Source organism: Streptomyces albiflavescens (assembly GCF_014645835.1).
GTDB classification, from domain to species: domain Bacteria; phylum Actinomycetota; class Actinomycetes; order Streptomycetales; family Streptomycetaceae; genus Streptomyces; species Streptomyces albiflavescens.
This window is the reverse complement of record NZ_BMMM01000010.1, coordinates 301,280-328,123: the sequence shown is the minus strand read 5'-3', so window position 1 is coordinate 328,123 and position 26,844 is coordinate 301,280. Positions and strand designations below refer to the sequence as shown.

At 70.6% G+C, this 26,844-nt stretch carries 25 protein-coding genes; 16 read left to right on the top strand and 9 right to left on the bottom strand.

Going from position 1 to position 26,844, the window contains the following annotated elements; translation table 11 throughout:
* The first annotated feature begins 36 nt into the window (after positions 1 to 36).
* Positions 37 to 546, top strand: coding sequence for a GbsR/MarR family transcriptional regulator (locus tag IEY95_RS27070; protein WP_189188729.1), 510 nt, complete (start codon positions 37 to 39; stop codon positions 544 to 546).
* A 306-nt stretch (positions 547 to 852) separates the two neighbouring features.
* Here the strand turns inward: IEY95_RS27070 and IEY95_RS27065 are convergent, their stop codons facing one another.
* The gene (locus tag IEY95_RS27065; protein WP_189188728.1) at positions 853 to 1,707 is read right to left on the bottom strand and encodes a diacylglycerol kinase family protein; all 855 of its coding nucleotides are present in this window, start codon (positions 1,705 to 1,707) and stop codon (positions 853 to 855) included.
* A 192-nt stretch (positions 1,708 to 1,899) separates the two neighbouring features.
* Between IEY95_RS27065 and IEY95_RS27060 the strand changes: the two genes are divergently transcribed.
* Positions 1,900 to 3,183, top strand: coding sequence for an adenylosuccinate synthase (locus IEY95_RS27060; protein WP_189188727.1), 1,284 nt, complete (start codon positions 1,900 to 1,902; stop codon positions 3,181 to 3,183).
* Positions 3,184 to 3,594: 411 nt separating this feature from the next.
* On the opposite strand, the gene IEY95_RS27055 is transcribed toward IEY95_RS27060, so the two are convergent.
* The 3 genes from IEY95_RS27055 to IEY95_RS27045 form a co-directional block, all read right to left on the bottom strand.
* Complete coding sequence (locus tag IEY95_RS27055) at positions 3,595 to 4,245, bottom strand: putative DNA-mimic protein (protein WP_189188726.1); 651 nt, start codon at positions 4,243 to 4,245, stop codon at positions 3,595 to 3,597.
* A gap of 146 nt (positions 4,246 to 4,391) precedes the next feature.
* Complete coding sequence (locus IEY95_RS27050) at positions 4,392 to 5,105, bottom strand: GntR family transcriptional regulator (RefSeq protein ID WP_189188725.1); 714 nt, start codon at positions 5,103 to 5,105, stop codon at positions 4,392 to 4,394.
* Positions 5,106 to 5,353: 248 nt separating this feature from the next.
* Positions 5,354 to 6,709: an aspartate aminotransferase family protein gene (locus IEY95_RS27045; RefSeq protein ID WP_189188724.1), complete on the bottom strand. Its 1,356-nt coding sequence runs from the start codon at positions 6,707 to 6,709 to the stop codon at positions 5,354 to 5,356.
* A 170-nt stretch (positions 6,710 to 6,879) separates the two neighbouring features.
* On the opposite strand from IEY95_RS27045, the gene IEY95_RS27040 reads away from it, so the two are divergent.
* From IEY95_RS27040 to IEY95_RS27015, 6 genes are all read left to right on the top strand, one after another.
* The gene (locus IEY95_RS27040) at positions 6,880 to 7,509 is read left to right on the top strand and encodes a type 1 glutamine amidotransferase family protein (RefSeq protein WP_189188723.1); all 630 of its coding nucleotides are present in this window, start codon (positions 6,880 to 6,882) and stop codon (positions 7,507 to 7,509) included.
* Positions 7,506 to 8,006, top strand: a complete 501-nt coding sequence (locus tag IEY95_RS27035; protein WP_189188722.1) for a MarR family winged helix-turn-helix transcriptional regulator — start codon at positions 7,506 to 7,508, stop codon at positions 8,004 to 8,006. The genes IEY95_RS27040 and IEY95_RS27035 overlap by 4 nt, the downstream gene beginning before the upstream one ends.
* 79 nt (positions 8,007 to 8,085) lie before the next feature.
* Positions 8,086 to 10,047: a serine/threonine-protein kinase gene (locus IEY95_RS27030; RefSeq protein WP_189188721.1), complete on the top strand. Its 1,962-nt coding sequence runs from the start codon at positions 8,086 to 8,088 to the stop codon at positions 10,045 to 10,047.
* 128 nt (positions 10,048 to 10,175) lie between these two features.
* Positions 10,176 to 11,708 (top strand): substrate-binding domain-containing protein, encoded by a 1,533-nt coding sequence (locus IEY95_RS27025; protein ID WP_189188807.1) that lies wholly within the window; start codon positions 10,176 to 10,178, stop codon positions 11,706 to 11,708.
* Positions 11,709 to 11,843: 135 nt separating this feature from the next.
* Positions 11,844 to 13,295: a M20/M25/M40 family metallo-hydrolase gene (locus tag IEY95_RS27020; RefSeq protein ID WP_189188720.1), complete on the top strand. Its 1,452-nt coding sequence runs from the start codon at positions 11,844 to 11,846 to the stop codon at positions 13,293 to 13,295.
* A 213-nt stretch (positions 13,296 to 13,508) separates the two neighbouring features.
* Positions 13,509 to 14,456 (top strand): NmrA family NAD(P)-binding protein, encoded by a 948-nt coding sequence (locus tag IEY95_RS27015; RefSeq protein ID WP_189188719.1) that lies wholly within the window; start codon positions 13,509 to 13,511, stop codon positions 14,454 to 14,456.
* Positions 14,457 to 14,580: 124 nt separating this feature from the next.
* Here IEY95_RS27015 and IEY95_RS27010 read toward each other — a convergent pair whose 3' ends face one another.
* On the bottom strand, positions 14,581 to 15,321 hold the full coding sequence (locus IEY95_RS27010) for an SLATT domain-containing protein (protein ID WP_189188718.1): 741 nt from the start codon (positions 15,319 to 15,321) through the stop codon (positions 14,581 to 14,583).
* A 278-nt stretch (positions 15,322 to 15,599) separates the two neighbouring features.
* On the opposite strand from IEY95_RS27010, the gene IEY95_RS27005 reads away from it, so the two are divergent.
* The 3 genes from IEY95_RS27005 (at position 15,600) to IEY95_RS26995 (ending at position 17,273) form a co-directional block, all read left to right on the top strand.
* Entirely contained in the window at positions 15,600 to 15,944 is a 345-nt protein-coding gene (locus tag IEY95_RS27005) for a YbaB/EbfC family nucleoid-associated protein (protein ID WP_189188806.1), read from the top strand.
* Between the two features lie 77 nt (positions 15,945 to 16,021).
* The gene (gene recR / locus IEY95_RS27000) at positions 16,022 to 16,621 is read left to right on the top strand and encodes a recombination mediator RecR (protein WP_018529216.1); all 600 of its coding nucleotides are present in this window, start codon (positions 16,022 to 16,024) and stop codon (positions 16,619 to 16,621) included.
* On the top strand, positions 16,614 to 17,273 hold the full coding sequence (locus IEY95_RS26995; RefSeq protein WP_189188717.1) for a DUF5063 domain-containing protein: 660 nt from the start codon (positions 16,614 to 16,616) through the stop codon (positions 17,271 to 17,273). The genes recR and IEY95_RS26995 overlap by 8 nt, the downstream gene beginning before the upstream one ends.
* Positions 17,274 to 17,289: 16 nt before the next feature.
* Here the strand turns inward: IEY95_RS26995 and IEY95_RS26990 are convergent, their stop codons facing one another.
* Together IEY95_RS26990 and IEY95_RS26985 are read right to left on the bottom strand one after the other, a co-directional pair.
* Positions 17,290 to 17,580, bottom strand: coding sequence for a hypothetical protein (locus tag IEY95_RS26990; protein WP_189188716.1), 291 nt, complete (start codon positions 17,578 to 17,580; stop codon positions 17,290 to 17,292).
* A 30-nt stretch (positions 17,581 to 17,610) separates the two neighbouring features.
* Positions 17,611 to 18,330 carry a sulfite exporter TauE/SafE family protein gene (locus tag IEY95_RS26985; RefSeq protein WP_189188715.1) on the bottom strand — a complete coding sequence of 240 codons (720 nt, stop codon included), beginning with the start codon at positions 18,328 to 18,330 and terminating at the stop codon, positions 17,611 to 17,613.
* A gap of 397 nt (positions 18,331 to 18,727) precedes the next feature.
* Here IEY95_RS26985 and IEY95_RS26980 point away from each other — a divergent pair, with 397 nt between their 5' ends.
* From IEY95_RS26980 to IEY95_RS26965, 4 genes are all read left to right on the top strand, one after another.
* On the top strand, positions 18,728 to 20,005 hold the full coding sequence (locus tag IEY95_RS26980) for an aspartate kinase (RefSeq protein WP_189188714.1): 1,278 nt from the start codon (positions 18,728 to 18,730) through the stop codon (positions 20,003 to 20,005).
* Positions 20,006 to 20,036: 31 nt separating this feature from the next.
* Positions 20,037 to 21,101, top strand: coding sequence for an aspartate-semialdehyde dehydrogenase (locus IEY95_RS26975; RefSeq protein WP_189188713.1), 1,065 nt, complete (start codon positions 20,037 to 20,039; stop codon positions 21,099 to 21,101).
* Between the two features lie 469 nt (positions 21,102 to 21,570).
* A complete protein-coding gene (locus IEY95_RS26970; protein ID WP_189188804.1) occupies positions 21,571 to 22,146 on the top strand; it encodes a SigE family RNA polymerase sigma factor in 576 nt (191 codons plus the stop codon).
* Positions 22,143 to 23,285 (top strand): hypothetical protein, encoded by a 1,143-nt coding sequence (locus tag IEY95_RS26965; RefSeq protein WP_229703405.1) that lies wholly within the window; start codon positions 22,143 to 22,145, stop codon positions 23,283 to 23,285. Before IEY95_RS26970 ends, IEY95_RS26965 begins: the two co-directional genes overlap by 4 nt.
* A gap of 143 nt (positions 23,286 to 23,428) precedes the next feature.
* Here IEY95_RS26965 and IEY95_RS26960 read toward each other — a convergent pair whose 3' ends face one another.
* Positions 23,429 to 24,292 (bottom strand): SURF1 family protein, encoded by an 864-nt coding sequence (locus IEY95_RS26960; protein ID WP_189188712.1) that lies wholly within the window; start codon positions 24,290 to 24,292, stop codon positions 23,429 to 23,431.
* Positions 24,293 to 24,336: 44 nt separating this feature from the next.
* Positions 24,337 to 24,711 carry a nuclear transport factor 2 family protein gene (locus IEY95_RS26955; protein WP_189188711.1) on the bottom strand — a complete coding sequence of 125 codons (375 nt, stop codon included), beginning with the start codon at positions 24,709 to 24,711 and terminating at the stop codon, positions 24,337 to 24,339.
* A gap of 206 nt (positions 24,712 to 24,917) precedes the next feature.
* Here IEY95_RS26955 and IEY95_RS26950 point away from each other — a divergent pair, with 206 nt between their 5' ends.
* On the top strand, positions 24,918 to 26,774 hold the full coding sequence (locus tag IEY95_RS26950; protein WP_189188710.1) for a S9 family peptidase: 1,857 nt from the start codon (positions 24,918 to 24,920) through the stop codon (positions 26,772 to 26,774).
* The last annotated feature ends 70 nt before the right edge of the window (positions 26,775 to 26,844 follow it).

Sequence of the window (26,844 nt, the reverse complement as noted above, 5' to 3'; positions counted from 1 at the left end):
TGAGGACGGCGCGCGAGCAGGGGAGAGGATCCAGGGATGACGGAGACGACAGCGGGGTCCGGTAAGGCGGAGCGGGACCCGGAAGCGGTCTCGAAGTTCGTCGAGAGCTTCGCGGCGCAGCTCGTCGAGGCCGGGATGCAGCGGATGCCGGCGCGCGTCTTCGGGGCGCTGCTCGCCTCGGACACCGGCACCCTGACCTCCGCCGAGCTCGGCGAGCAGCTGCAGATCAGCCCGGCCGCGGTGTCCGGCGCGGTGCGCTATCTCGCGCAGCAGCACATGGTCTCGCGCGAGCGGGAACCCGGGTCGCGCCGTGAGCGCTATCGCGTGCACAGCAATCAGTGGTACGAGGCGTTGACCAACCGCGAAGCGGTGCTCAAGCGCTGGGAGTACGCCCTGCGGGAGGGGGTCGAGAGCCTGGGCCGGGAGACGCCCGCCGGTCGGCGTCTCTCCGAGACGCTGGCGTTCTTCGAGTTCGTCGACGGGGAGATCGCGCAGATGATGGAGCGGTGGCGGGTGTATCGGGAGCAGCACTTCGGCGAGGGCTGAGAGCCCTCGCCGAAAGCGTGGGCCGACAGCTGCGCGAGGCGCCCCGCAGGTCGGTGATTGTGCGAGGCGCCCCACGGGTCGGTGGCTGTGCGAGGCGCCCCACAGGTCGGTGACCGCGCGACAAGCTCAACAGGTCCGTAGCTGCGCGGTGAGCCCCACGGGTTGGTAACCGCGCGACAAGCTCAACGGGTCAGTAGCTGCGGCGTGAGCCCCACAGGTTGGTGACCGCGCGACAAGCCCAGTAGGTCGGTAGCCGCACGGCGAGCCCCACAGGCAGGGGCGACGGGGACGAAGAGCTCCCCACCGTCACCCCACCGGCAACGTCAACCCCCACGCCCCCTCCCGCACCGTCCACGTCCGGGTCCGTACCGGCCCGCCCACCACTGAGTCCGCCCGATACCGGAAATCGGCGCCGGAGACGGTGACCCGTCGCCCCACGGCCCGGAGGGGCGACGCCTCCGCGCCCACGGACACCGGCCGGACCTCGACCTCCGCGCCGCCCGCCGGGAAGCCCGGCGTCACTGACACCGTCTCCACGGGCTGGTCGAGGTCGACGACCGTGACGCCGTCGACCTCGACGCGGAGCCGGGAGGGACCGGGTCCGGGCACGGAGGCCGACCGTGGGGGCCGGGCCACGAGGGTCCGGACGAGGGACTGGCAGGAGCGCAGCCAAGGGTGGGCCCCGGCATCCCCGTCGACGGGGGAGGGGACGCGGGCGGGGGAGGGCCCCGAGGGGATCCGCAGCGCCCCCAGCACCACCCCGTCGCTGTCGTCGACGAGCAGATCCATCCGCCGCTCGGCGCCGTCGAGCACCGCCCGGGCCGCCGCCACGGCCCCCGTGGGCACCCCCAGTGACCGGGCCAGCGAGAGCACGCCCCCCACCGGCACCAGTGACAGCGCACAGGCGGCGAGCTCCCGCTGCCGGTGCAAAAGGGACACCGTCCGCAGCAGGGCCCGGTCGTCGCCGACGACGACGGGCCTCCGCGACCCCCGACGGGCCAGCGCCCGGGCGAATTCCTCGGGCCCCTCGGGGAGGCACACTTTCGTCGCCGCACCCGCGCTGAGCACGTCTTTCGCGATCCGTACAGACTCGCCGTCCGTCCGTCGGGCGACCGGGTCGATGACCACCAGGAGCTGGTCGGAAGCCGCCACCTCGGTCATGCCTCGCTTCCTCGGGTAGCATCTTGGTGCAAGAGCCCCTTGCGCTATTGCGCCAGGGGCTTCGTCTATTCCGGGGCATCCGGTCCGACGGTCGCGGCCAAAGGAGGTCGCCGGCGTACGCAGCCGTATCCAAAACGCAGCCGCGTACGTCCCCGACCTTGGACATGCCCCGCCCGGAAGGGGTGTACGCCTGTGCCCGCACTTGTGCTGCTCGGTGCTCAGTGGGGTGACGAAGGCAAGGGAAAGGCCACCGACCTGCTCGGTGGATCTGTGGACTATGTGGTGCGCTACCAGGGCGGCAACAACGCCGGCCATACGGTAGTCGTGGGCGATCAGAAGTATGCCCTCCACCTCCTCCCTTCCGGAATCCTCACGCCGGAGTGCACTCCGGTGATCGGAAACGGAGTCGTCGTCGACCCCTCGGTCCTGTTCTCCGAGCTGAACGGGCTCAACGAGCGCGGCGTCGACACCTCCAAGCTTCTGATCAGCGGAAACGCGCACATCATCACGCCGTACAACGTGACGGTGGACAAGGTCACCGAGCGCTTCCTCGGCAAGCGGAAGATCGGGACGACCGGGCGCGGCATCGGGCCGACGTACGCGGACAAGATCAACCGTGTCGGCATCCGCATCCAGGACCTGTACGACGAGTCGATCCTGACGCAGAAGGTCGAAGCGGCCCTCGACGTCAAGAACCAGCTGCTCACCAAGCTCTACAACCGCCGCGCCATCGAGGCGGGCCAGGTCGTCGAGGAGCTGCTGACCTACGCGGACCGGCTCAAGCCGTACGTCGCGGACACGGTGCTGATCCTGAACCAGGCCCTTGAGCAGGACAAGGTCGTGCTCTTCGAGGGCGGCCAGGGCACGCTCCTCGACATCGACCACGGCACGTACCCCTTTGTGACGTCCAGCAACCCGACCGCGGGTGGTGCCTGCACCGGTGCGGGTGTCGGACCCACGAAGATCAGCCGGGTCATCGGCATCCTCAAGGCATACACGACGCGCGTCGGCTCGGGCCCGTTCCCGACCGAGCTCTTCGACGAGGACGGCGACGCGCTGCGGCGGATCGGCGGCGAGCGCGGTGTGACCACCGGCCGTGACCGGCGCTGCGGCTGGTTCGACGCGGTCATCGCGCGGTACGCGACCCGCGTGAACGGTCTGACCGACTTCTTCCTCACCAAGCTGGACGTGCTCACCGGCTGGGAGGAGATCCCGGTCTGCGTGGCGTACGAGATCGACGGCAAGCGCGTCGAGGAGCTCCCGTACTCCCAGACCGACTTCCACCACGCGAAGCCGGTCTACGAGACGCTTCCGGGCTGGTCGGAGGACATCACGAAGGCCAAGACCTTCGCGGACCTCCCCAAGAACGCCCAGGCGTACGTCAAGGCCCTCGAGGACATGTCCGGCGCGCCGATCTCCGCGATCGGTGTCGGCCCGGGCCGTGACGAGACGATCGAGATCAACTCGTTCATCTGAGAAGGCTCTTTGGTCCGACAAGGCTCTTGAGCAACTCGTTCGTCGAGTACGGCTCCTGGTCAACTCCCAAGGCCGGCAAGGCCCTTGGACACGCCCCCGGTGAGGCTTCGGCCGACCCGGGGGCGTTGTCATGCCATGCCCTTCCTTGACCGGGACATGGACTGTTCCTGGTTTCGGCGGGGCGAGGTGCGACCACGATCCACGCGTGTAGTCCCCGCACGGCTCGCACGGCCCGTTCACCTGCCCTCGCCACCCCACTCCCAGGAGCCCCGTATGCCCGTGAACCCCTTGAACCGCCGGTGACATCATCCAGGGCACCTCACTGGCGTACTACTACGCGCGCGTCGAGCCGATCACCGGCAAGATGGCGTTCACCGGGCTCGGGCTGCGGCTCCGCCCCGCGCCCCCGGTTCAGCTGAAGATGATCATCGACCCCTGGGCGAGGCTCCGGGTCGCGGCGGCGTGCAGGCCCAGCCAGACATGACGTTCGCGGGCGAAGGGGCTGGCGTCGTAGGGGGCGGGTGCGGCCGGTTCCTCCAGCTCCGTGGGGGCCATGGGGGGCTGCGGGGCGGCGGGCGGGTTGGCCGGGTCGATGCCGATCGACGGGGCGACGAACTCGAGTTCGCGCAGGAGGGTCTGGGAGGAGCCCAGGGGGCCGCCGCCCGCGAGGAGTTCCTCGTTGGCGAGGGGGTGCGGGAAGTCGACGGGGACGTACGCACCCGCGTGGTCGTAGTGCCAGACCAGATGCGACTGCTGGGCGTTCGACTCGAACATCTCCAGGAGCTGCTCGTAGTCACCCCCGAGTTCGTCCACCGGTGTCACCGCGAGCCCGCACATCTGGAGGAGGTACGCGCGGCGCAGGAAGTGCAGCGCGTCGTAGTCGAAGCCCGCGACCGGGGCCACGTCGCCGGACAGACCCGGCATGTACGCGTACACCGGGACCGGCGGGAGTCCGGCCTCGCCCAGCACCTTGTCGTAGAGGGCGAGTTCCTCGGCGAAGGGGTTGTCGGGGGTGTGGCACAGCACGTCGACGAGCGGGACCAACCACAGGTCACAGGCCAACAGACGGCTCCTCTTGCTCCTTGGGTGCAGGGTGGTCAAGGCAGCGTAGTGCGCGTGGCGGTCTTGGGAAGGCTCGGTGCACAACTCGTCGGGTTCGCGGGGGTTCGGCCCCTCTCACCCCCCCCGATCGCCCGAAGGGCTCGTCCTCAGACGCCGGGCGGGCCGGAATCTGCGTCCAGGCGCTCGATCAGGGAGAGCGAGTGCTCGTTGTACGCCGCGACGATCGCCTGGGCCGCCTCCGGGTCGCGGCGGGCCAGCGCGTCCACGAGTTCCGTGTGGCCGGACCACAGGTACCCCTTGAGGTCGTCGACCCGGCGCAGGTGCTGGACCGTGCAGACCCAGGACTGGACGCGCAGCCGGTGCAGGAAGTCGGCGAGGTAGGGGTTGCCGAAGAGGCCGCTGAGCTCGCGCCAGAAGCGGAGGTCGTAGCCGATGAGGATGTTCAGGTCGCCGGCGGTGGCGGCGCGCTGGGCCTCCTCGCCGCGGCGGCGGACGGCGGCGAGGGCGACGGCGGCGCGGGAGGCGTTGAGCTGCTGCATGCAGCCGGCGACGAGGCTCTGGAACATGCCGTCCGTGACCAGGCTGCGGGCCTCGATCATGCCGCGGTAGTCGGCCGCCGAGTACTCGTGCACGTGGAAGCCGCGGTGCTGGTCCGCTTCCAGCAGGCCCTGGGCCGACAGGTCGACCAGGGCCTCGCGGACGGGGGTGGCGGAGACGCCGTACTGCTCGGCGATCTCCTTCACCGTGAACTCCTGGCCCGGTTGGAGACGGCCCGCGAGCACCTCGTCGCGGAGCGCGTCCGCGATCTGCTGCCGCAGGGTGCTGCGGGTGACGGCCCCATTGCTGCCGGTGCCGGGCATGGTGTCTCGCTCCCCCATCGCGTGGGTTACGTGGTCGGTCTACTCGCGTATCACTCCGAGCACGCCACCATACGCGGTGGGGGTTGGGCAGTGGATTTTCCCGCCCTCCCGGCCCCGTGAGGGGCGCGGGGAACTGCGCGACAAGCCCCACGAACCCGCGGCCGAAAAACGACCCGGGGGGCTGGGGGCAGAGCCCCCTGGTACGGGAACGGGTAGGGGCGGCGGGGGCGAAGAAAGCCCCTTACGGCCTACGCCGTGTGTTCGTCCGCGGCCGAGAGCGCCGCGTCCAGCGCCGCCAGACCCTCCTTGGACTCGGCCTCCGTGACGTTGCACGGCGGCACGACATGGGTGCGGTTCATGTTGATGAAGGGCCACAGACCGTGCGCCTTCGCGGCGGCGCCGAACGCGGCCATGGGAGCGTTCGCCTCACCCGCAGCGTTGTACGGAACCAGCGGCTCCCGGGTCTCCCGGTCCTTCACCAGCTCCAGGGCCCAGAAGACGCCCGTACCGCGCACTTCACCGACACTGGGGTGCCGCTCGGCGAGATCGCGCAGCCCGGGGCCTATGACGGTCTCACCGATCCGCGCGGCCTGCCCGACGATGTCCTCCTCCTCCATCACGTTGATGGTGGCGACGGCGGCGGCACAGGCGAGCGGGTGACCGGAGTACGTGAGCCCACCGGGATAGGGCCGACGGGCGAAGGTCTCCGCGATCGCACCGGAGATCGCGACACCGCCCAGCGGTACGTACCCGGAGTTCACGCCCTTCGCGAAGGTCATCAGATCCGGCGTCACGTCGAAGTGGTCCGCCGCGAACCACTTGCCCGTACGCCCGAACCCGGCCATGACCTCGTCGAGGACGAAGACGATCCCGTACCGGTCGCAGATCTCCCGAACGCCCGCGAGATAGCCGGCCGGCGGCGTCATGATCCCCGCCGTGCCCGGAATCGTCTCCAGGATCACGGCCGCGACCGTCCCCGGGCCCTCGAAGGCGATCGTGTCCTCGAGGTGCTGCAGCGCCCGCTCGCACTCCTGCTGCTCCGTGTCCGAGTGGAAGGGCGAGCGGTAGAGGAAGGGCGCCCAGAAGTGCACGACACCCGCCGCGCCGATGTCGTTCGGCCAGCGCCGCGGGTCACCGGTGAGGTTGATCGCGGTGGAGGTGGCCCCGTGGTAGGAGCGGTAGGCGGAGAGCACCTTCGGACGGCCGGTGTGCAGCCGGGCCATGCGCGTGGCGTTCTCGACGGCCTCGGCGCCGCCGTTGGTGAAGAAGATCTTGTCCAGGTCGCCCGGGGTCCGCTCGGCGATCAGCCGGGCCGCCTCCGAGCGCGCCTCGACGGCGAAGGCGGGCGCGAACGTGGACAGGGTTGCGGCCTGCTCCTGGATCGCGGCGACGACCTTCGGGTGCTGGTATCCGATGTTGGTGAAGACGAGCCCGCTGGTGAAGTCCAGATACCGCTTGCCTTCGTAGTCCCAGAAGTACGACCCCTCCGCGCCGGCGACGGCGAGCGGGTCGATGAGCTCCTGCGCGGACCAGGAGTGGAACACGTGCGCGCGGTCCGCGGCCTTCACGGCGGCGCCGACCTGGGGGTTGGGCTGAGGGGTCATGCGGCGAAGCGTAAATGTCCACGGAGTGGACGCGATATCGGCGTCCTGTCTGTGGTCGGGGGCTTTCCGCGACAGTCTGTCGGGCTTGGCCGTCAGGTCGATCCTCTTGACAGCATGCTGTCGAATTGACAGCATGCTTACATAAACTTCGGCCTGCCCGAGGAGGAGCCATGAGCGCCGCCACCGACCCGAGTGCCCCGCGCCGCAAACCCGTCCACCTCGCCGTCTACGACACCTTCGCCGACTGGGAGACGGGGCACACGACCGCGTATCTGGCCCGCGCCGGGTACGAGATCCGGACGGTCGGCCCCACCCGGGAGCCGGTCACCACCATCGGCGGGGTCCGCATCCAGCCCGACCTCGCGCTCGACGACGTCCGCCCCGAGGACAGCTCCCTGCTGATCCTCACCGGCGCGGACCTCTGGGACGCGAGCGACGATCTCGCTCCGTTCGCCCGCAAGGCCCGCGCCTTCCTCGGCGCCGGTGTGCCCGTCGCCGCGATCTGCGGGGCCACGGCCGGGCTCGCCCGCGAAGGGCTGCTCGACGACCGTGACCACACCAGCGCCGTGTCCTTCTACCTCGCCGCCACCGGGTACGCGGGCGGCGAGCGGTACGTGGACGCCGACGCCGTCACCGACGGCAGGCTCGTGACGGCCGGTCCCACCGAACCCGTCGCCTTCGCCCGCGAGGTCTTCCGGCTCCTCGGCGTGTACGAGGGCGAGGTGCTGGACGCCTGGTACCGGCTGTTCCACGACTCCGACGCGGCGGCCCACGCCGTCCTGGAACAGGCCGCGCGATGAGCCGGGAGCGCCAGGAACTGTTCAGCCGCAGCGCCCTCGCGGCCTTCCGGCTCAACGGTCAATTCCTGTCGATCGCCGATGAGTTGGCCAAGCCCGCCGGGCTGACCGCCGCCTGGTGGCAGGTGCTCGGCGCGGTGCTCGGCGAGCCTCTGCCCGTGTCCGGGATCGCCCGCGTCATGGGCATCACCCGGCAGAGCGTGCAGCGCATCGCCGACCTCCTGGTGGACAAGGGCCTCGCGGAGTATCTCCCCAACCCCGCCCACCGCCGTGCCAAGCTGCTCTCCCCGACCGAGCAGGGCCGCGCGGCGATCGCCAGGATCGGGCCCGGCCACGCGACCTTCGCCGACCGCCTCGCCGAGGCACTCGGTGACACCGAACTCGCGGAGACCGCACGCGTGCTGGAGCACCTGTCCGCGGTGCTCGAAGACCTCACGGCACCGGTCGCGGAGATCGCGGCGCCGGTCACAGAAACAGCATCGGCTGTTACGGAACCGTAGACACCGCCCCATCCACCTCTCCGTACGGCCGCATTATCCTCGGTCTGTTGCACACATACGGGGGAGGGTGGGCACAGCCATGGAGAAGCTGGGGGCGGGGGATCCGCAGCGGATCGGGGCGTATCGGCTGCTGGCGCGCCTCGGCGCCGGCGGGATGGGGCACGTGTATCTCGCCCGGTCCGACCGGGGACGTACCGTCGCGGTCAAACTCGTACGCGAGGAACTCGCCGAACAGGAGGAGTTCCGGGCGCGCTTCCGGCAGGAGGTGCAGGCCGCGCGGCGGGTGGGCGGATACTGGACGGCGCCCGTTCTCGACGCCGACACGGAGGCCGAGATCCCGTGGGTGGCCACCGGTTATGTGGCCGGGCCCAGCCTGCAGGCCGTCGTCGGACACGACCACGGCGCGCTTCCCGAGCGCTCCGTGCGCATCCTCGCCGCCGGACTCGCGCACGCGCTCCAGGACATCCACGCCGCGGGGCTGATCCACCGCGACCTCAAGCCGTCCAATGTGCTGGTCACCATCGACGGGCCGCGCGTCATCGACTTCGGCATCGCGCGTGCCCTGGAGACGGTGACCGACGGCGGCCTCACACGCACCGGCGCGCTCGTCGGCTCGCCCGGTTTCATGGCCCCCGAACAGGTCCGCGGTGACCGCATCACGCCCGCGTGCGACGTCTTCTGTCTCGGTTCGGTCCTCGCGTACGCCGCCACCGGCGCCCTTCCCTTCGGGTCGACCAACAGCGGTGTGCACGCGATGATGTTCCGCATCGCGCAGGAGGAGCCCGACCTGGAGGGCCTGCCCGAGGGCCTCGCCGACCTCGTACGTGACTGTCTGCGCAAGGACCCCGCCGCCCGGCCCACCCTCGACCTGATCCTGGAGCGCACCGGCGCCGAGGACACCGTCTCGGACGGGCGCACCCGCGACCCGTGGCTGCCCAGTGCGCTGGTCGCCCAACTCGGGCGGCATGCGGTGCAGTTGCTGGACACGGAGAACCCCGACGAGGCGTCGGGCGGGACCCCGGTACCGAGCGCCCCCGCCCTGCCGCCGGCACCGCCGGCTGCGGCCCCGGACTTCTCCAAGCCCCCGTCCGCCCCGCCCGAGGCCTCCCCGGAACACGCCCCCACCCCGGCCGAGGAGGGCGCCACCCCGCCCGCGCCCGGGCAGCCCGGCCCCGTCAACCACCTCCCCACGATGATCGCGGGCGTCGGCCAGACACCTCCGCCGACCGCGCCGCCCGCCACCGCGCACCCCGCGTACGGCTACCCCCAGCAGCACCCCCAGCCCACCGGCCCGGGCACGCCCCACCCCGCGTACGGCTATCCCCAGCAGGGCTGGGGCCAGCCGGGGCCGTACGGCTCGACACCCCCGTACGGCCCAGGGGTCGCCCCCCATCCGTACGGCCCGGGAGGCGCAACACCCCCGTACGGTCCCGGAGTCGCCCCCCACCAGCCCGAACCCCCGCGCCGAAGCAGCCGGTCCACCGCCGTCCTGATCGTCGTGGCCCTGGTGGTCGCGCTCGGTGCGGGCGGCAGTGTGTACGCGTTGATGAAGGGCAGCGGGAGCGACGACGACAACAAGAGCTCCGGGGCGTCGCCCGCGTCCAGCGCGCCCACGACGCCCGGCCCGACCACGTCGGAGCCGTCCCCGACGTCCGAGTCGCCCAGCGCGTCGGCACCCCAGGGCGGCACGATCCCGGAGGCGTTCCTCGGCACCTGGAACACCAGCATCGACAACGCGACCGGCCACAACACCCGCCGACTGACCATCCAGCAGGGCGAGGTGGGCGACACGGTGCTCTCGCTCACCGCGGACGGCCCGGCCGGCAGCGGTACCTACCACTGCGTCTTCCAGGCCAAGCTGGCCGAGGCCCCGAGCGCCGGTGGCCCCCTGGAGATCGGCCCCTCCGAAGTCACCGTCGGCCGGCCGGCCACCTCCTGCTCACCGGGCGCCGCCTCCGAGGTCACGCTCCTCTCGGACGGCAGCCTGCGTCGTGTGAACAAGGACTCCGGTGAGGCGCTGACGTACACGAAGGGCGGCTGATGAGGGATCAGTCTCGGCGGCCAACTGGTTCATATTGAAAGGCTGTTGAAGTTCATTTCTCGTATGTCGGCTGTTTCCGGCCCGAGTCGTACCGTGACCGCACGGTGAGGCTCGGGGGAGTGGCTCAAGTGGAGTGGCTGAGCGCAGAGAACGTCGTGGCCGTGGCGACCGCTGTCGTGGGCATCGTGGCCTCCGCGGGAATGGTCTGGTACGAGCGCCGGGTGCCGCGGCGCAAAAGGATCGGGTACCGCGTCCAGATGGACAACCCGATCGGCGAGAACGTGAGCTCGGGGCGGGCGAACGTGCGGCTCGGCTGGTTCGACGAGGCGCCGGGCATGGCGGACGCCACCTTCGTCCTGCTGCGGGTCGAGAACGACGGTTCGCAGAGCATCGCCGACAACGACTACACGGGCCGCGAACTCCACGGTCTGACAGCGGTGTTCGCCGACCGCACGATCCGCGGTGTCTCGGTGACCCAGCCGCCCGGCACCGACCACCTCATGGACCACTTCACCCCGTCCGCGGGCCTCGACTACGACGACGGCACCCTGCGCATCCCGCGCGTGCCGCTCAACCGGGGCGAGCACTTCAAGCTGCTCGTGCTGCTGTCGGGCGGACGTGTGGGCAGCGAGGTACGGCTCATCGGCGGCATCCGGGACGGCGAGGTCAGCCCCAACCGCAGTACGACCCCCGACGATCAGCCGCCGCTGTTCAGCCGCGCGGCCCGGATGATCACCGTGATGCTGACCGTGTGCGTCGTCACGCTCGCGCTGATCGTCGTGCTGCGCGACGACACCCCGCCCCCGGTCGGCTGTGAGAAGGGCACGCTGACGGTCACCGGTTCGACCGCCTTCGAGCCCGTGATGCGCGAGCTGGCCAAGAAGTACGAGAAGGACTGCGCGGGCGCCACGATCGCCGTGGACCCGCACGGCAGCACCGCCGGGGTGCGCGAACTCGACGCCGCCGGAGCGAAGTCGAAGAACGGCTCGCCACCCGTCGTCGCCCTCTCCGACGGCCCGAAGCCGAGCGGTCTCCCGCGACTGCGCGAGAACCGGGTCGCCGTCTCGGTCTTCGCGCTCGTCGTCAACGACGACATCCCGCTGAAGAACCTCTCGCTCGCCGACGTACGCCGTCTCTACCGCGGCGAGATCAAGAACTGGATGCAGCTCGGCGGTCCCGACCGGCCCGTTCTCCTTGTCAGCAGGGACGCCAACTCCGGTACCCGGCAGGTCTTCCAGCGGCGGGTGCTGGGGCGCGGTGAGATCGCGAACTCCTCACTGGACTGCGTCCACAAGGACGATGCCACGGCCCCCGTCGTGCGCTGCGAACTCGACTCCACCGACCAGGTGTTGAGCACGGTCGCCCGGCTCCCCGGCGCGATCGGCTACAGCGAACTCAACAACGCCATCGGCTACAAGGGCCTGCAGAGGCTCAACCTCGACGGACACACCCCGTCCGTCGAGGATCTGGAGCACGGCACCTCCGACTACCCGTACCGCGAGATCGAGTACGCCTACACCTACGGCCAGCCGCCCGCCGACTCCCTCGCCTCCAGTTTCCTCTCCTACATCAGCCGGGGCAGCGGCCAGGACGTGATCCGCACGCACGGGCATCTGCCGTGCGGGACGCCGGTGGGGCTGAAGATCTGCGGCGACGGGTGACGTTCACCGTTCGATCGGTTCCGGTGCTCGGGGGCACGTCCGTCCCGTAGGTATGCGCCCTTGCCCGAAAGTTGTCGCGTACACAACCATTACGGGGTCCGGTTCCAACGCTTCGCGTCAGCCCCGGGAGGACACATGCGCCCCAGCAGGAGAACGGTCCTGACCACCACGGCGGCGGGGGTGGGGGCGGCAACGCTGGGCTCACCGGCCGAGGCGAACGCGTCCGGGGCCCGACCGCCCTCCTCCAAGCCCTCGGCTTCGCTCGAGATGGGGGGACCCTCATCGGCCCAGCCGCCTGCGACGGCCCAGTCGCCCACCCGTGAACTCCGCGCCCTTCTCCAGGAGATCGACCGCGACCGCATGGAGGCGACGGTCCGCAAGCTGGTCTCCTTCGGCACCCGCCACACCCTCTCGACTCAGGACGACGCGGCGCGTGGGATCGGTGCCGCGCGTGACTGGATCGCGGCCGAACTCCGCTCGTACGCCGCCGCGTCCGGCGGCCGTATGACGGTGGACCTCCAGTCGTACGTCCAACAGCCGGCGACGCGGATCCCGACGGCGACCCGCATCACGAACGTGATCGCGACGCTCCGGGGATCGGTCACCCCCGAGCGCGTGTACGTGGTGTCCGGCCACTACGACTCCCGGGTCACCGACGTCATGGACGCCACCTCGGACGCCCCGGGCGCGGACGACGACGCGTCGGGTGTCGCCGTGGCCATGGAACTCGCGCGCGTGATGGCGACGCGCCGCCCGGCCTCGACGATCGTGTTCGCAGCGGTGGCCGGGGAAGAGCAAGGACTGTACGGCGCCACGCACATGGCGGAGCAGTTCAAGGCGGCCGGCGCGGACGTCCAGGGCATGTTCACCAACGACATCGTCGGCAGCTCCACGGCGGACGACGGCACTCGGGACCCCCACACCCTGCGCCTGTTCGCGGAGGGCGTCCCGAGCTCGGAGACCCCGGAGCAGGCGGCGACGCGCCGCTCGGTCGGCGGCGAGAACGACTCCCCGTCCCGCCAGCTGGCCCGCTTCGTGCGCGACGTGGCGGACAACGACGCGACCGGCATGCACATCCGAGTCGTCTACCGCCGGGACCGCTACCGCCGGGGCGGCGACCACATCCCCTTCCTCGAACGCGCCTACCCCGCCGCCCGGTTCACCGAACCGGCCGAGGACTTCGCCCATCAGCACCAGGACGTACGCGTCGACGAGAACGGCCAACAGCTCGGCGACCTGCCGGAGTTCTGCGACTTCGCCTTCGTCGGGCGGGTCGCGAAGGTCAACGCGGCGGCGCTGTGGACCCTGGCCCAGGCGCCGGGCACCCCACGCGGCGCGAAGATCGTCACCTCCACCCTCACGAACTCCACACAGCTCGTCTGGACCCGGGGCACGGAACTCGACCTCGCGGGTTACGAGATCGTCTGGCGCGAGACCACGGCCCCCGAGTGGACCCACGTCATCGCGGCGGGCGACGTGACGACGTACGAGGTCGACCTCTCCAAGGACAATGTCTTCTTCGGCGTACGCGCGGTGAACCGGGCCGGGTACCGGAGCCCGGTGGCGTTCCCGGAGCCGCAGATCTGACGTACGGCCGCGTACTCGGGTACTCCGGCACTTCGGTACTTCGGTGCTCCCGTACTTCGGTACTCCCGTGCTCCCGTGCTCCCGTACTTCGGTACTCCGGGGGAAGCAGGGGAGGGGCCTCCTGCGGCGGGACGCCGACGGGCAGTTGTGCGACCACCCTGGAAGGAATCCGGAGTCGAACGACATCCGGACGACTTCCGAGGGAGGCACACCATGATCCTGGTGACCGGAGCGACGGGGCATGTGGGCGGCGAGCTGGTACGACAGCTGGCCGAGGCCGGGGAGTCGGTGCGCGCGATGACGCGCCGGCCCGCGCAGACGCGGTTCTCCACCGGGGTGGAGGGGCGGGTGGAGACGGTCTACGGCGACGCGAACGACCCCGCGAGCCTGGACCAGGCGTTCGCGGGCGTGCGCGGCGCCTTCCTGATGTCGTCCCAGGCGGTGGGATCGGCCCCCGGCCCGACCCACGACACGGCCCTCGCGAAAGCGGCTGCCCGGGCGGGGGTGGAGCGATTGGTGAAGCTGTCGGTGCTGAACGGAGGGGGCGGAGGGGCTGGAGAGAACGTCGGCGAGGATGGAGACAGTGGAGACGGACGGGATGCGGGAGGCGGTGCCGATGTCATCGCCCGCTGGCACGCGGAGGCGGAAAGGGCGGTGACCTCTCCCGCCAACGGGTGGGCATGGACCCTGCTGCGCCCGGGCCGGTTCATGTCGAACGCGCTCCAGTGGGCGTCGGCGGTCCGCGCGGCCGACGAGGTCCCCATCCCGTTCGCCGACCGCCCGGCGGCGAGCATCGACCCGGCGGACATCGCGGCGGTGGCGTGCGCGGCGCTGACCTCACGGGGTGATGAACACGCGGGCGCTGCCTACGAGTTGTCGGGCCCACAAGCGCTGACCCCGACGGAGGAACTGTCGATCCTCGCGGACATCCTGAGCCGTCCCCTGCGCGTACGCGAAGTCCCCGAGGAGGCGACCCGCACCGGCATGACCCGCTACGGCTTCCCGCCGGAAGTGGTGGAAGCGATCATGAACCGCACCCTCCACGACGACCGAGGCACCGAGGTCCTCCGCACGGTCCAGAAGCTCCTGGGCCGCCCAGCCCGCACATTCGCGCAGTGGGCCAACGTGCACGCCGGGGCATTCAGCCCGTCCGGAGTTTGAGGACGAGGCCGTCGAGGCCGAAGCGGGGGGCTGGGGGCGCAGGCCCCTGGTGCGATGAGGTCCCCCTGCTCGAGCGAAGCGAGAGTTTGGGGAGGGCAGGGGCGGAGGAGGTGCATCCCTGCTTCTACCGAGGCTCCGGCGGCCGCTGCCGAGGCATGTTGGGTCGGGCCCCCGGAGACAACGGCGGCCGTCCGGACGGCGCACCTTCGGGCCGGGGCGAACCGGCCAGGGAGGACTGGATACCCAGCGGCGCCGACCCCGTCCGGAACTCCACCATCCAGTCCGCGGTCTCGGCCCGCACCAGCTCCGTCACATCCTCGGAGAACCGTCGGAGCACCCCCAGACACCGCTCCGCGGCCTCACCCGCCGTCCCCTCCGTCGGCCCCAGAACCTCCCGCACACTCTCGGACGCCCAGTCGAACTGCAAGGCCTGCAGCCGCCGCTGCACTGCCTGAGCCGTGGCCACGTCCCTTATCCACCCCGAGGTCACCCCGAAGAACCGGTCCCCCGCGACGCACGCGACCCCGAGCAGCAACGCCAGATACCCCCACGGGGCGACCCCGCCCACCACCCCGGTGAGATCGAGCAGCGGCAGCGCGGCCCCGGCCACGGCCCCCGCCGCGGCCCCGCACCGCAGCACCCGCGCACCCCAGCGCTTCCACACCCGGTCCGTGAGATACCAGGAAGCCGTGTCGAGCGCTCCGCGCTCCACCCACCGGTACAGCTCGTGGAGCCGATCCGCAGGCTCCCCCCAGTCCCCGAGCGGAAACGGCCGGCCCGTCAGGTCGCCCGGCCGCAGCTCCGCCGCCTCGTCGCTCCGCCCGTCCTGGGGCGGCCCCTCGGGCTGCATCTCCGGTTGACTCACCCGGCACTCCCTACTGACGACGGTGATGACGCTGCACTGACGACGCTGCGTGACGCATCGTGACGTGTGGTGCCTGAGCGCCGCACCCTTCCTACCTCCCAATGGGTGGCGATGGCCCGGATTTCACCACTTTTCCGCCCGGAAGAGGGCCTTGATCAGGTATAGGAATCCAGATCGCCTCACTCGAAAGAGTGCTGGAGCGATCGCCCACTGAAGCACGTAGGCTCGTGCCAGGCGGGAAAACCCTGCCGGAAAGCCGTACGAACCAGGAGCTGATCGTGATTCCCGGTGGTGGCCAGCCCAATATGCAGCAGCTGCTCCAGCAGGCCCAGAAGATGCAACAGGACCTCGCGAACGCGCAGGAGGAGCTGGCGCGCACGGAGGTCGACGGCCAGGCGGGCGGTGGCCTGGTGAAGGCGACCGTAACGGGCTCCGGAGAGCTCCGCTCCCTGGTGATCGACCCGAAGGCGGTCGACCCCGAGGACACGGAAACCCTCGCCGATCTGATCGTCGCGGCCGTCCAGGCGGCGAACGAGAACGCGCAGGCGCTCCAGCAGCAGAAGCTCGGCCCGCTCACCCAGGGCCTCGGTGGCGGCAGCGGTATCCCCGGCCTGCCTTTCTAAGACAGGCGGCGGCCAACTACCGTACGCACAGGACGACAAGACCAAGCAGGATCCAGAAACCCGGGAAAGGCAGTCCGTTGTACGAAGGCGTGGTCCAGGACCTCATCGACGAACTGGGGCGGCTGCCCGGCGTCGGTCCCAAGAGCGCGCAGCGGATCGCCTTCCACATCCTGCAGGCCGAGCCGACGGACGTCCGCCGGCTCGCGCAGGCCCTCATGGAGGTCAAGGCCAAGGTCCGCTTCTGCGCGACCTGCGGCAATGTCGCGCAGGAGGAGCTGTGCAACATCTGCCGCGACCCGCGCCGCGACCTGTCGGTGATCTGCGTGGTGGAGGAACCGAAGGACGTGGTGGCGATCGAGCGCACCCGCGAGTTCCGAGGCAAGTACCACGTACTGGGCGGGGCGATCAGCCCCATCGAGGGCGTGGGTCCGGACGACCTCCGGATAAGGGAACTCCTCGCGCGCCTGGCCGACGGCACGGTCACGGAACTGATCCTCGCCACCGACCCGAATCTGGAAGGCGAGGCCACGGCCACGTACCTCGCCCGCATGATCAAGCCCATGGGCCTCAAGGTCACCCGCCTGGCCAGCGGCCTCCCTGTGGGCGGCGACCTGGAATACGCGGACGAGGTCACGCTCGGCCGCGCCTTCGAGGGGAGACGACTCCTAGATGTCTGACGCCACGCTGCACGCGACCAGCCAGGACCCCGACGACTTCGTGGTCCAGATCGCGGACCAGGTAGAGAGCTTCCTGGTCGCCGTCACCGAGGTGGCCAAGGGCGACGAGCCGGATTCGGCCGTGCCCTTCCTCCTCCTGGAGGTCTCCCAGCTCCTCCTGGCGGGCGGCCGTCTCGGCGCGCACGAGGACATCGTCCCCGACGAGCGCTACGAGCCCGACCTGGGCCCCGAGCCGGACGTCGACGAACTCCGCGAACGCCTGGCGACGATGCTGGACCCGATCGACGTCTACTCCGAGGTCTTCGACCCGTACGAGCCGCGCAAGGCCCCCGTCCCGGCCCGTATCTCCGACGACCTGGCCGACGTCATCACCGACCTCCGCCACGGCATGGCCCACTACCGCGCGGGCCGCACCACGGAAGCCCTCTGGTGGTGGCAGTTCTCCTACTTCTCCAACTGGGGCTCCACCGCCTCCGCGACCCTGCGCGCCCTGCAGTCCGTGGTGGCTCATGTGCGGCTGAACCAGCCCCTGGAGGAGCTCGACGGCCTCGACACCGACCAGGGCCTCGGCGAGGACGCCCTCGCGGAGGAGGCGGGCAAGGTCATGGCGGAGGAGATCGCGGGGCCGCTGGGCCTGCGTACGGTCAAGTAGCTCCCGCCCGCCGTCTTCATCTCCCCGTGCGCTGCGGCCATGCGGCGATACCGCTGCTGATGCCCGCGCCGAGCAGGACGAGTGCGAGGGTCAGCGCGACCCAGTGGCGCCTCGCCAGGTCGAGGGCCCCCTGGTCCAGGGCGCCGGCGACCTGCGCCTGTTCCGGGTGTGCCGGGTTGTAGACGACGGTTGTCGCCACCCGGCCCTCGGCGTCCCGGGGGCCGTGCGGGACGTAGAGGGAGCCGTCGATCGCCTCTTCGGGCTCGGCGACGGGCCGGCCGGCGGTGTCCGTGAAGTCGAGCCACACCGAGGATGCCCATGACGGCTGTTGCCGCCTTCACAGCCCCCACAACCCTTTCCCCAGCGTCGTGACCCCGCCGGTCAGCGCGAGCAGCAGCACCAGCAGGCGGGCCCCCTTCTCGGGTACGCGCTGTGCGAGCACCCTGCCGACCGCGGCCCCCGCCGCCATTCCCGTCACCGCCAGCGCCCAGACCGGCCCGTCGAGGTGGGGCACCCCGTTCGCGGCCACCGAGAACGCGTTCACCACCACCCCGTAGAACTGCGCGTTCGGCACGAACTCCCGTACCGTCCAACCGGCGTTGACCGCGTAGAGGGAGACCGGCGGACCGCCGACCCCCGCCGCGGAGTTCATGAACCCGCCCGCCGCCCCCGCGGCCACCGCGCCCTTGGTCCCGCGCAGGGCGGGCACCCGCGCGCCCCGCATGACCAGCGCCACGGCGACGGTCACGAGCGCGCCCATGAGCACCAGCAGTACGGGCTCCGGCAGTCGCCGGGCCAGCCACGCTCCGGCCGGGACCGTGCACCCCGCCGCCACGCACAGGGGCACCATCGCGCGCGGCCGTACCCTCCGCCACCCGCCCGCGAGCCCCACGACACTGATCGCCCCGGCGGCGCAGTTGGCGAGGACCACCCCTTCGGCCGGACCGAGCAACAGCACCAGCGCGGGCACCGCGACGAGCGCGAAGCCCATCCCCGTGAGCCACTGCACACAGGACCCCACCAGCACGATGACACCCAGCAGCAACTCACCCGTCATGGAAGGCCTTTGCCCCCACGCGCGCTCCCGCACTCGACCCGGCCGGTGAGTGACCGACCAGTCGCGCTGAGTGAGTTGGGCGGGAGTTGCATCAGCCCTGCACGTCCGCTGGACGGCCGTTCGTCGTCTTCCATCAGGAGCACGCGAGCAGGCGGAACCCTGGTGCTTGAAACTTAAGCCGTGTGACACGGGGCACTTTTCGGAGTGGTGTGCGGGAGCGGGGGCAGGTGCGGTCTCGGAGCGGCCGGAAGTCCCGGCTGACCTGACGTCTCCGGAGTGATCACGTCGTGAGCGGGACATCTCACGATGCGAGACCTCGGAAGGGATTTCCGGCCGCTCGTTAGACTGAGCCGACCGCAGTTGTGCGGTGCAGAGACAGACTGAGCGAGGAGCGCACGTGGGCCTTGTCGTGCAGAAGTACGGAGGCTCCTCCGTAGCCGATGCCGAGGGCATCAAGCGTGTCGCCAAGCGAATCGTGGAAGCGAAGAAGAACGGCCACCAGGTGGTCGTGGTGGTTTCCGCGATGGGCGACACGACGGACGAGCTGATCGATCTCGCCGAGCAGGTATCTCCGATGCCCAGCGGACGAGAGTTCGACATGCTGCTGACCGCCGGAGAGCGGATCTCCATGGCCCTGCTGGCCATGGCGATCAAAAACCTGGGCCACAGCGCCCAGAGCTTCACCGGCAGCCAGGCGGGTGTCATCACCGACTCGGTCCACAACAAAGCGCGGATCATCGACGTCACGCCCGGCCGGATCCGTATCGCGCTGGACGAGGGCAACATCGCCATCGTCGCCGGGTTCCAGGGCGTCAGCCAGGACAAGAAGGACATCACCACCCTCGGTCGGGGCGGGTCCGACACCACGGCGGTGGCGCTGGCGGCAGCGCTGGATGCCGAGGTGTGTGAGATCTACACCGATGTGGACGGCGTGTTCACCGCCGACCCGCGGGTGGTGAAGAAGGCGAAGAAGATCGACCACATCGCCTTCGAGGACATGCTGGAGCTCGCCGCGTCCGGCTCCAAGGTGCTGCTCCACCGCTGTGTGGAGTACGCGCGCCGCTACAACATCCCGATCCATGTGCGCTCCTCCTTCTCCGGGCTGCAGGGCACCTGGGTCAGCAACGAGCCGATTCAGCAAGGGGACAAGCCGGTGGAGCAGGCCATCATTTCCGGTGTCGCGCACGACACCTCCGAGGCCAAGGTCACGGTCGTGGGCGTGCCGGACAAGCCGGGCGAGGCCGCCTCGATCTTCCGCGCGATCGCCAACGCCGAGATCAACATCGACATGGTCGTGCAGAACGTGTCCGCCGCTTCCACCGGGCTGACGGACATCTCCTTCACCCTCCCCAAGACCGAGGGCCGCAAGGCCATCGACGCCCTGGAGAAGGCGAAGGCCGTGATCGGCTTCGATTCGCTGCGCTACGACGACCAGATCGGCAAGATCTCCCTGGTCGGCGCGGGCATGAAGACCAACCCGGGCGTCACCGCCGGGTTCTTCGAGGCCCTCTCGGACGCGGGGGTGAACATCGAGCTGATCTCCACCTCCGAGATCCGTATTTCCGTGGTCACCCGCGCCGACGACGTCCCCGAGGCCGTCCGCGCCGTCCACACCGCCTTCGGCCTGGACTCCGACAGCGACGAAGCCGTCGTCTACGGAGGCACCGGACGATGACCCACCGTCCGCACGGCCGCACCGGCCGCTGATGGCCAGGCCCGCGGGACCGACGCTGGCGGTCGTGGGAGCGACCGGAGCCGTCGGCACGGTCATGCTCCAGATCCTGTCCCAGCACGCGGACATCTGGGGCGAGATCCGTCTGATCGCCTCGCCGCGCTCGGCCGGCCGCAAGCTGACCGTGCGCGGCGAGGAGGTCGAGGTCGTGGCCCTGTCGGAGGAGGCCTTCGATGGGGTCGACGTCGCGATGTTCGACGTACCGGACGAGGTGGCCGCCCAGTGGGCGCCCATCGCCGCCGCCAAGGGCGCGGTCGTCGTCGACAACTCGGGCGCCTTCCGGATGGACCCGGACGTCCCCCTCGTCGTCCCCGAGGTCAATCCGCACGCAGCGCGCGTGCGCCCGCGCGGGATCATCGCCAACCCGAACTGCACGACGCTCTCCATGATCGTCGCCCTGGGCGCGCTGCACGCCGAGTTCGGACTGCGCGAGCTGGTCGTGTCCAGCTATCAGGCGGTCAGCGGCGCGGGTCGCGCGGGCGTCGAGACCCTGCGCCGACAGATGTCCCTCGTCGCCGGTACGGAACTGGGGACCTGCCCCGGTGACGTACGACGTGCCGTGGGCGACAACACCGGGCCGTTCCCGGAGCCGGTGGCACTGAACGTGGTGCCGTGGGCCGGGTCCCTGTCCGAGGACGGCTGGTCCTCGGAGGAGATGAAGGTACGGAACGAGTCACGCAAGATCCTCGGGCTCCCGGAGCTGAAGGTCGCCGTGACCTGCGTACGCGTTCCCGTCGTCACCACGCACTCCCTGACCGTGCACGCCCGCTTCCAGGGCGACGTCACGGTGGCGAAGGCGCGGGAGATCCTCGCCACTGCCCCCGGGGTCGTCCTGTTCGACAACCCCGCCGCCGGTGAGTTCCCCACGCCCGCGGACGTGGTGGGCACCGACCCGACCTGGGTGGGCCGGGTGCGCCGGGCACTCGACGATTCGACCGCTCTCGAACTGTTTGTCTGCGGGGACAACCTGCGCAAGGGTGCTGCATTGAACACCGCTCAGATCGCGGAGTTGGTGGCGGCGGAGATCATCGGGGCGTAGGTTCTGCGTTCTGGGCGCGCGCGGGGTCCGCAGGTTCTGCGCCCCCGACGTCCGGCAGCCGGAATCTCGGTGGCCGTCGGGGGATTCGTTTATAGAATCTGTGTCGGTTCTGTGGCCGGAGTAATGGTCCGGACCACTTGAATCGAACCCACTTGGCGTTCGAAGATTTCACTCCCCGTCCTCCGCAACCGTGCGGAGGGCGGGGAGCGTCTTTGCGGTCGCCATTCAGGGGGCGGCCGGAGCGGTATGGCATATGGGTCATAGGGGATGAGCTGGTACGCATGAGGGCATTTGACGCATTGTCAAACGGGGTGCCTGACGCAAAAGCGATGCCTGATGCGTACAACCCTCCCGGGGGGACGCGTGTCCAACTGGCGTGGCAGAGGTACTCGAATTCACAGCGGTCCAGACAAGGGGCACAGCCCTGCGTCCACCCCGCCGACTCCGCAGCCCCGGCGCGCCCGGCGGCATGCCGGTGATCGCGCCCATGCCCGCAGCGCGGCCCGCCCGCATACCGAACCAGCGCGACGGCGCTGAGGACAGTCTGGCGGCGGGTACCACCGTCGACCATCTCACCGAGACCTACCGCGCCCACTACCGGTCGCTCCTGGGCCTCGCGGCACTCCTGCTCGACGACACCGCCTCCTGCGAGGACGTCGTCCAGGAGGCCTTCATCCGGGTGCACTCGGCGCGCAAGCGCGTCCGCGACCCGGAGAAGACGCTCGCCTATCTGCGCCAGACCGTCGTGAACCTCTCGCGCTCCGCCCTGCGCCGGCGCATCCTCGGCCTCAAGCTCCTCTCGAAGCCGATGCCCGACATGGCGAGCGCCGAGGAAGGCGCGTACGACCAGCTGGAGCGGGACGCGCTGATCAAGGCCATGAAGGGACTCCAGCGCCGCCAGCGCGAGGTCCTGGTCCTGCGCTACTTCGCGGACATGACCGAGGCCCAGGTCGCCGAGACGCTCGGAATATCGCTGGGCTCGGTGAAGGCATACGGCTCGCGTGGCATCGCGGCGCTCCGTATCGCCATGGAGGCCCCGGCATGAGTGAGCGACGTGACACCCACGACCGACACGAGCCCTACGAGTGGCATGAGCCGATGGACCGGCAAGAGCCCCACGAAGACGAGCGCGAGCAACAGGCTGGGAACGGAACTGTGAACCACGGCCCCGACGGACACCGACCCGACGGACCGGGCCCCGACGGGCTCGGCTCGGACGAGCTGGCGCTGCGCCGGCTCCTCCACCAGGCCGTCCAGGAGATCGAGCCCACCGACGGCACCCTTGACCATCTGCGTCGCGCCGTTCCGGCCAGGCGAGCCCGCAAGCGCCAGGCCGTGATCGGTATGGCGGCCGCCGCACTCTTCATCGGCACGGCCATCCCCGCCTTCGTGCACGTCTCGAACTCCTCGGGGTCGAACGCCGACCCGTCCATAGCCGCCAACACCTCGCAGGCCCAGGGCGGCGCGGGCGAGGGCAAGGACCCGGACGGTGGCGACGGGAAGGCCGCGGGCGGCTCCGGCGGCACCTCCATCGACAAGGGCAAGGGCGGCAAGACAGGCACGCCGGACAAGGGGAAGGACGCGGGCGGCGGGGGGGCCACCACGGGCGGCGCCGACCCGACGCCCTCGGCTGTGACCGCGACCGCGTGTACGGCGGAGCAGCTCGGCGGGGCCGGCGCCGTCGGCACCCCGGACTCCGCCGGGGCGGTCTACGGCTCCTTCACCGTCTCGAACGTCTCCACGGCCGCCTGTACGGTCTCCAGTGCCGGCACGGTGAGTGCCACGGCGCAGAACGCGGCGGACCCCGCCAAGGTCCTCGTGGCGACGCATGTGTCGGGCGACGCGGCCACCGGGCTGCCCGACCCCTCCACGGAGGTCACCTCCATGGTGCTGCAGCCGGGTGGCTCGTACGTGGTGAAGTTCGCCTGGGTGCCCTCGGAGACCTGTCCCACCACTTCGGAGCCTTCACCGGACCCCTCCCCCACGGAGGGCGCCACCGACACCGGCGGCACCTCCACCGAAACGGGCGGCACCTCGGCACAGCTCGTCACGGAGGACGGCGTGGCCGACGGCAGCGTCCTGGTCTCCAACACGGCGGAGACGGGCACGGCCACATCGTCGGCGACGGTGTCCAACGCGTGCGCGGGCACGGTGTATCACACAGGGATCCTGGCGGCTTCCTGAGCGGACGCGTTCGGCCCTTTGGGCGTGGCGGCTTCCCTAGGTTTCCGCGGGGGAGAGGCATCGCGTCCTGGGCCTGGTGGCGTCCCTCGTCCCTCGTCCTTTGTCCTCGCCTTCGTCCTGGGACGCAGCGGGACCCCTAGGCCCTAGGCGGTGGGCGACGCCGACGCGGGGGTGCTCGCCCCGTCCTCGGGCTGCTGCTCGGTCTCGTCCTCGGCCCGCTGCTCGCCCGAGACCCGCTCGTCGGCCTCATCCGTGGCCAGGCCCAGCTCCGCGTCCCGTGCGAACTCCACCTCGCGGCGCAGCAGCCGGAACCACATGAAGACGACGAAGCCCGCGAAGACGAACCACTCCCCGGTGTAGCCGAGGTTCTGGAACGCCTTCAGGTCCAGGCCGCTGTTCTGCGGCGCGGTGGCGGGCACCGCCTTCATCCCGCTGTCCGCCTTGTCGAGGGTGATCCACGCGTCGTACGGCTTGTACGGCACCAGGTTCACCAGCGACGCCGAGCTGATCGCGCCGGTCTGCCCCTTGGGGAGCCCGCCCGCCGCACTGACGCCGTTCGACCCCGGACTCTCGGACGCCTGCAGCGCACCCGTCACCGTGACCTCGCCGGTGGGGGCGGCCGGTGCCTTCGCCGGGTCCGCGTCACCGGGCAGCCAGCCCCGGACGACGGGCAGCGCCTTGCCGCCGTCGATCCGCAGCATCGTCAGCACATAGAACCCGCGCTTGCCGTCCAGTTCGCGGTCGGGCACCAGCAGCTGCATGTCGTACCGGCCGGTGGCGGTGGCCTGCTTGCCCGACGTGTTCTGGTCCACGGGCAGCAGCTCGGTGAGCGGACGGGCCGCCTCCGTCTTGGCCGACGTGACCTGTTCGCTCGCCGCCCGGTGGTCATTGACCCGGTCCTCGAACCGCCCCAACTGCCACGACCCCATGAAGATGCAGAAGGGGATGGCCAACAGCACGAAGACGTTGATCCCCCACCAGCGGGGCGTCAGCAGGAACCGGTACACGCCCTCCAAGGTACGGGGCCCGTGCGGACGGCCGGGCCGCGGGGTCAGTACCGCTCCGACAGGTGATCCCGGCCCGCGGGGGGTTCGTACGGCTCCGGCCAGAAGTCGGTGACGGAGGCTATTCGCCCCGATCCGTCCCCCGTGAAGAACGAGATGGCGTACATCTCGTCCAGACCCACGGTGAAGTGGGCCCAGGTCACGACCTGATCGGGCTCGGCTATCACGCGCTCGACCGTGAGGTGCCAGTCGCCCGGATACTCACGGTTGAACTCGACGTACCGCTCGCGGCCGCGGATACGCTCTCGCGTCTGCGGCAGCGTGTACTCGACGTCCTCGGCCAGGGTGTCGGAGAACGCGGCCCAGTCCCGGGCCTCGGCGGCGGCCCAGAACCGCTCGACTGTCTTGCGCAGATCGGTCATGCGGAGAAGTCTGCACCCCGCCACTGACAATCGCCCTGACCTGCACATATGGCGCATGCGGCGTTATCCCTCGTGCGGTTGTTCCTGGCCGGTCTCCCTCGCCTCGTGCCGGTCGGCGGGTGGCGGAGAGCGCAGGGCCGCGAAAGTTATCCACAGGCTGGGGACCTCGTCGTCGAATCGTCGGGCGGGCCAGGCACTATGGGGCCATGACTGAGAGCAACGGGTCCATCGAGCAGCAGGCAGCCGTCGAGCAGCCGCAGGAGCGGCACGCGGCCATGCCCGACTGGGAGAAGCGCTTCCGGGCGCCGAGGGTGTCGCTGCCGGACTGGGCGGAGGACGCCCCGCACCGCTCCCTGTTCGTCTCGAACGCGACGGGGACGTACGAGCTGTACGCGTGGGACCGCGCGACGGGGGAGCAGCGCCAGGTCACGCAGCGGGCGAACGGCACGACGGACGGGGTGCTCTCGCCCGACGGCGAGTGGATCTGGTGGTTCGACGACAAGGACGGCGACGAGTTCGGCATCTGGCGCCGCCGGCGCTTCACCGACGAACCCGCAAGCGGGGACGTCGACGCCCCGGCGGTCCCCGGCCTCGAACCCTCCTACCCCGCCGGACTCACCATCGGACGCGACGGGCGCACGGCGGTGGTGGGCCGCTCGACGGACGACGACGGTTCGACGATTCATGTGGCCCGGGCGGGCGAGGCCCCCATGGAGATCTACCGCCACCGCGAGTCGGCCGGGGTCGGCGACCTCTCGCACGACGGCTCGCTGATCGCCATCGAGCACACCGAGCACGGCGACGCGATGCACTCGGCGCTGCGGGTGCTGCGCCCGGACGGTTCGACGGTCGCGGAGCTCGACGACACCAAGGGCGGCACGGTCGAGCTGGGCCTGGAGGTGCTGGGCTTCGCGCCGGTCGACGGGGACAGGCGGCTGCTCATCGGGCATCAGCGGCGCGGCCGCTGGGAGCCGCTGGTGTGGGACATCGGGACCGGCGAGGAGACGGACCTGGGCCTCGACCTGCCCGGCGATGTGGCGGCCGAGTGGTACCCCGACGGTTCCGCCCTGCTCATCGCCCACAGCTTCGAGGCACGCAGCGATCTGTGGCATTACGACCTCGCCTCCCGCGAGCTGACGCGGGTCCCGACGCCTCCCGGCACGGTGTCCGGGGCGACGGCCCGCCCGGACGGCACGGTGGAGTACCTGTGGTCCTCGGCGGCCGAGCCGTCGGCGGTCCGCTCGACGACGGGAGAGATCGTCCTCGATCCCCCCGGCCTGAAGTCCCCGGGATCGGTCCCGGTGGAGGATGTCTGGGTCGATGGCCCCGGCGGCCGCATCCACGCCCTGGTCCAGAAGCCGGCGGGCACCACGGGCCCCCTCCCCACGGTCTTCGACATCCACGGCGGCCCGACCTGGCACGACAGCGACTCGTTCGCGGCGGGCCCCGCCGCCTGGGTGGACCACGGCTACGCGGTGGTCCGGGTCAACTACCGAGGTTCCACGGGCTACGGCCGGGAGTGGACCGACGCGCTCAAGCACCGCGTCGGCCTGATCGAGCTGGAGGACATCGCCGCGGTCCGCGAATGGGCTGTGACGTCCGGTCTGGCAGACCCCGACCGCCTGATCCTCACCGGCGGCTCCTGGGGTGGCTACCTCACCCTCCTGGGCCTCGGCACGCAGCCCGACGCGTGGACCCTCGGCATCGCCGCCGTCCCGGTCGCCGACTACGTCACGGCGTACCACGACGAGATGGAGGCCCTCAAGGCCATGGACCGCACGCTCCTCGGCGGCACCCCGGAGGAGGTCCCGGAACGCTTCGAGGCGTCCTCCCCCCTCACCTACGTCGACGCGGTCAAGGCCCCGGTCTACATCTCCGCAGGCGTCAACGACCCCCGCTGCCCCATCCGCCAGATCGACAACTACGTCACCCGCCTCGCCACCCGCGACGCCATCCACGAGGTCTACCGCTACGACGCGGGTCACGGCTCCCTGGTCGTCGACGAACGCATCAAGCAGGTCCGCCTGGAACTGGACTTCGCGGAGCGGCACTTGGGCCGGTGACCGCCGGGGCTGGTCGCGCAGTTCCCCGCGCCCCTTTTCAGGGGCGCGGGGAACTGCGCAGTTTTTCAGC

Excerpts from the sequence above, each read along its gene's own strand:
- IEY95_RS27070 (WP_189188729.1), top strand. The coding sequence starts at position 37 with ATGACGGAGACGACAGCGGGGTCCGGTAAGGCGGAGCGGGACCCGGAA.
- IEY95_RS27065 (WP_189188728.1), bottom strand. The coding sequence starts at position 1,707 with ATGACCGAGGTGGCGGCTTCCGACCAGCTCCTGGTGGTCATCGACCCG.
- IEY95_RS27050 (WP_189188725.1), bottom strand. The coding sequence starts at position 5,105 with ATGCCCGGCACCGGCAGCAATGGGGCCGTCACCCGCAGCACCCTGCGG.
- IEY95_RS27045 (WP_189188724.1), bottom strand. The coding sequence starts at position 6,709 with ATGACCCCTCAGCCCAACCCCCAGGTCGGCGCCGCCGTGAAGGCCGCG.
- IEY95_RS27040 (WP_189188723.1), top strand. The coding sequence starts at position 6,880 with ATGAGCGCCGCCACCGACCCGAGTGCCCCGCGCCGCAAACCCGTCCAC.
- IEY95_RS27035 (WP_189188722.1), top strand. The coding sequence starts at position 7,506 with ATGAGCCGGGAGCGCCAGGAACTGTTCAGCCGCAGCGCCCTCGCGGCC.
- IEY95_RS27030 (WP_189188721.1), top strand. The coding sequence starts at position 8,086 with ATGGAGAAGCTGGGGGCGGGGGATCCGCAGCGGATCGGGGCGTATCGG.
- IEY95_RS27020 (WP_189188720.1), top strand. The coding sequence starts at position 11,844 with ATGCGCCCCAGCAGGAGAACGGTCCTGACCACCACGGCGGCGGGGGTG.
- IEY95_RS27015 (WP_189188719.1), top strand. The coding sequence starts at position 13,509 with ATGATCCTGGTGACCGGAGCGACGGGGCATGTGGGCGGCGAGCTGGTA.
- IEY95_RS26995 (WP_189188717.1), top strand. The coding sequence starts at position 16,614 with ATGTCTGACGCCACGCTGCACGCGACCAGCCAGGACCCCGACGACTTC.
- IEY95_RS26985 (WP_189188715.1), bottom strand. The coding sequence starts at position 18,330 with ATGACGGGTGAGTTGCTGCTGGGTGTCATCGTGCTGGTGGGGTCCTGT.
- IEY95_RS26975 (WP_189188713.1), top strand. The coding sequence starts at position 20,037 with ATGGCCAGGCCCGCGGGACCGACGCTGGCGGTCGTGGGAGCGACCGGA.
- IEY95_RS26970 (WP_189188804.1), top strand. The coding sequence starts at position 21,571 with ATGCCGGTGATCGCGCCCATGCCCGCAGCGCGGCCCGCCCGCATACCG.
- IEY95_RS26965 (WP_229703405.1), top strand. The coding sequence starts at position 22,143 with ATGAGTGAGCGACGTGACACCCACGACCGACACGAGCCCTACGAGTGG.
- IEY95_RS26955 (WP_189188711.1), bottom strand. The coding sequence starts at position 24,711 with ATGACCGATCTGCGCAAGACAGTCGAGCGGTTCTGGGCCGCCGCCGAG.
- IEY95_RS26950 (WP_189188710.1), top strand. The coding sequence starts at position 24,918 with ATGACTGAGAGCAACGGGTCCATCGAGCAGCAGGCAGCCGTCGAGCAG.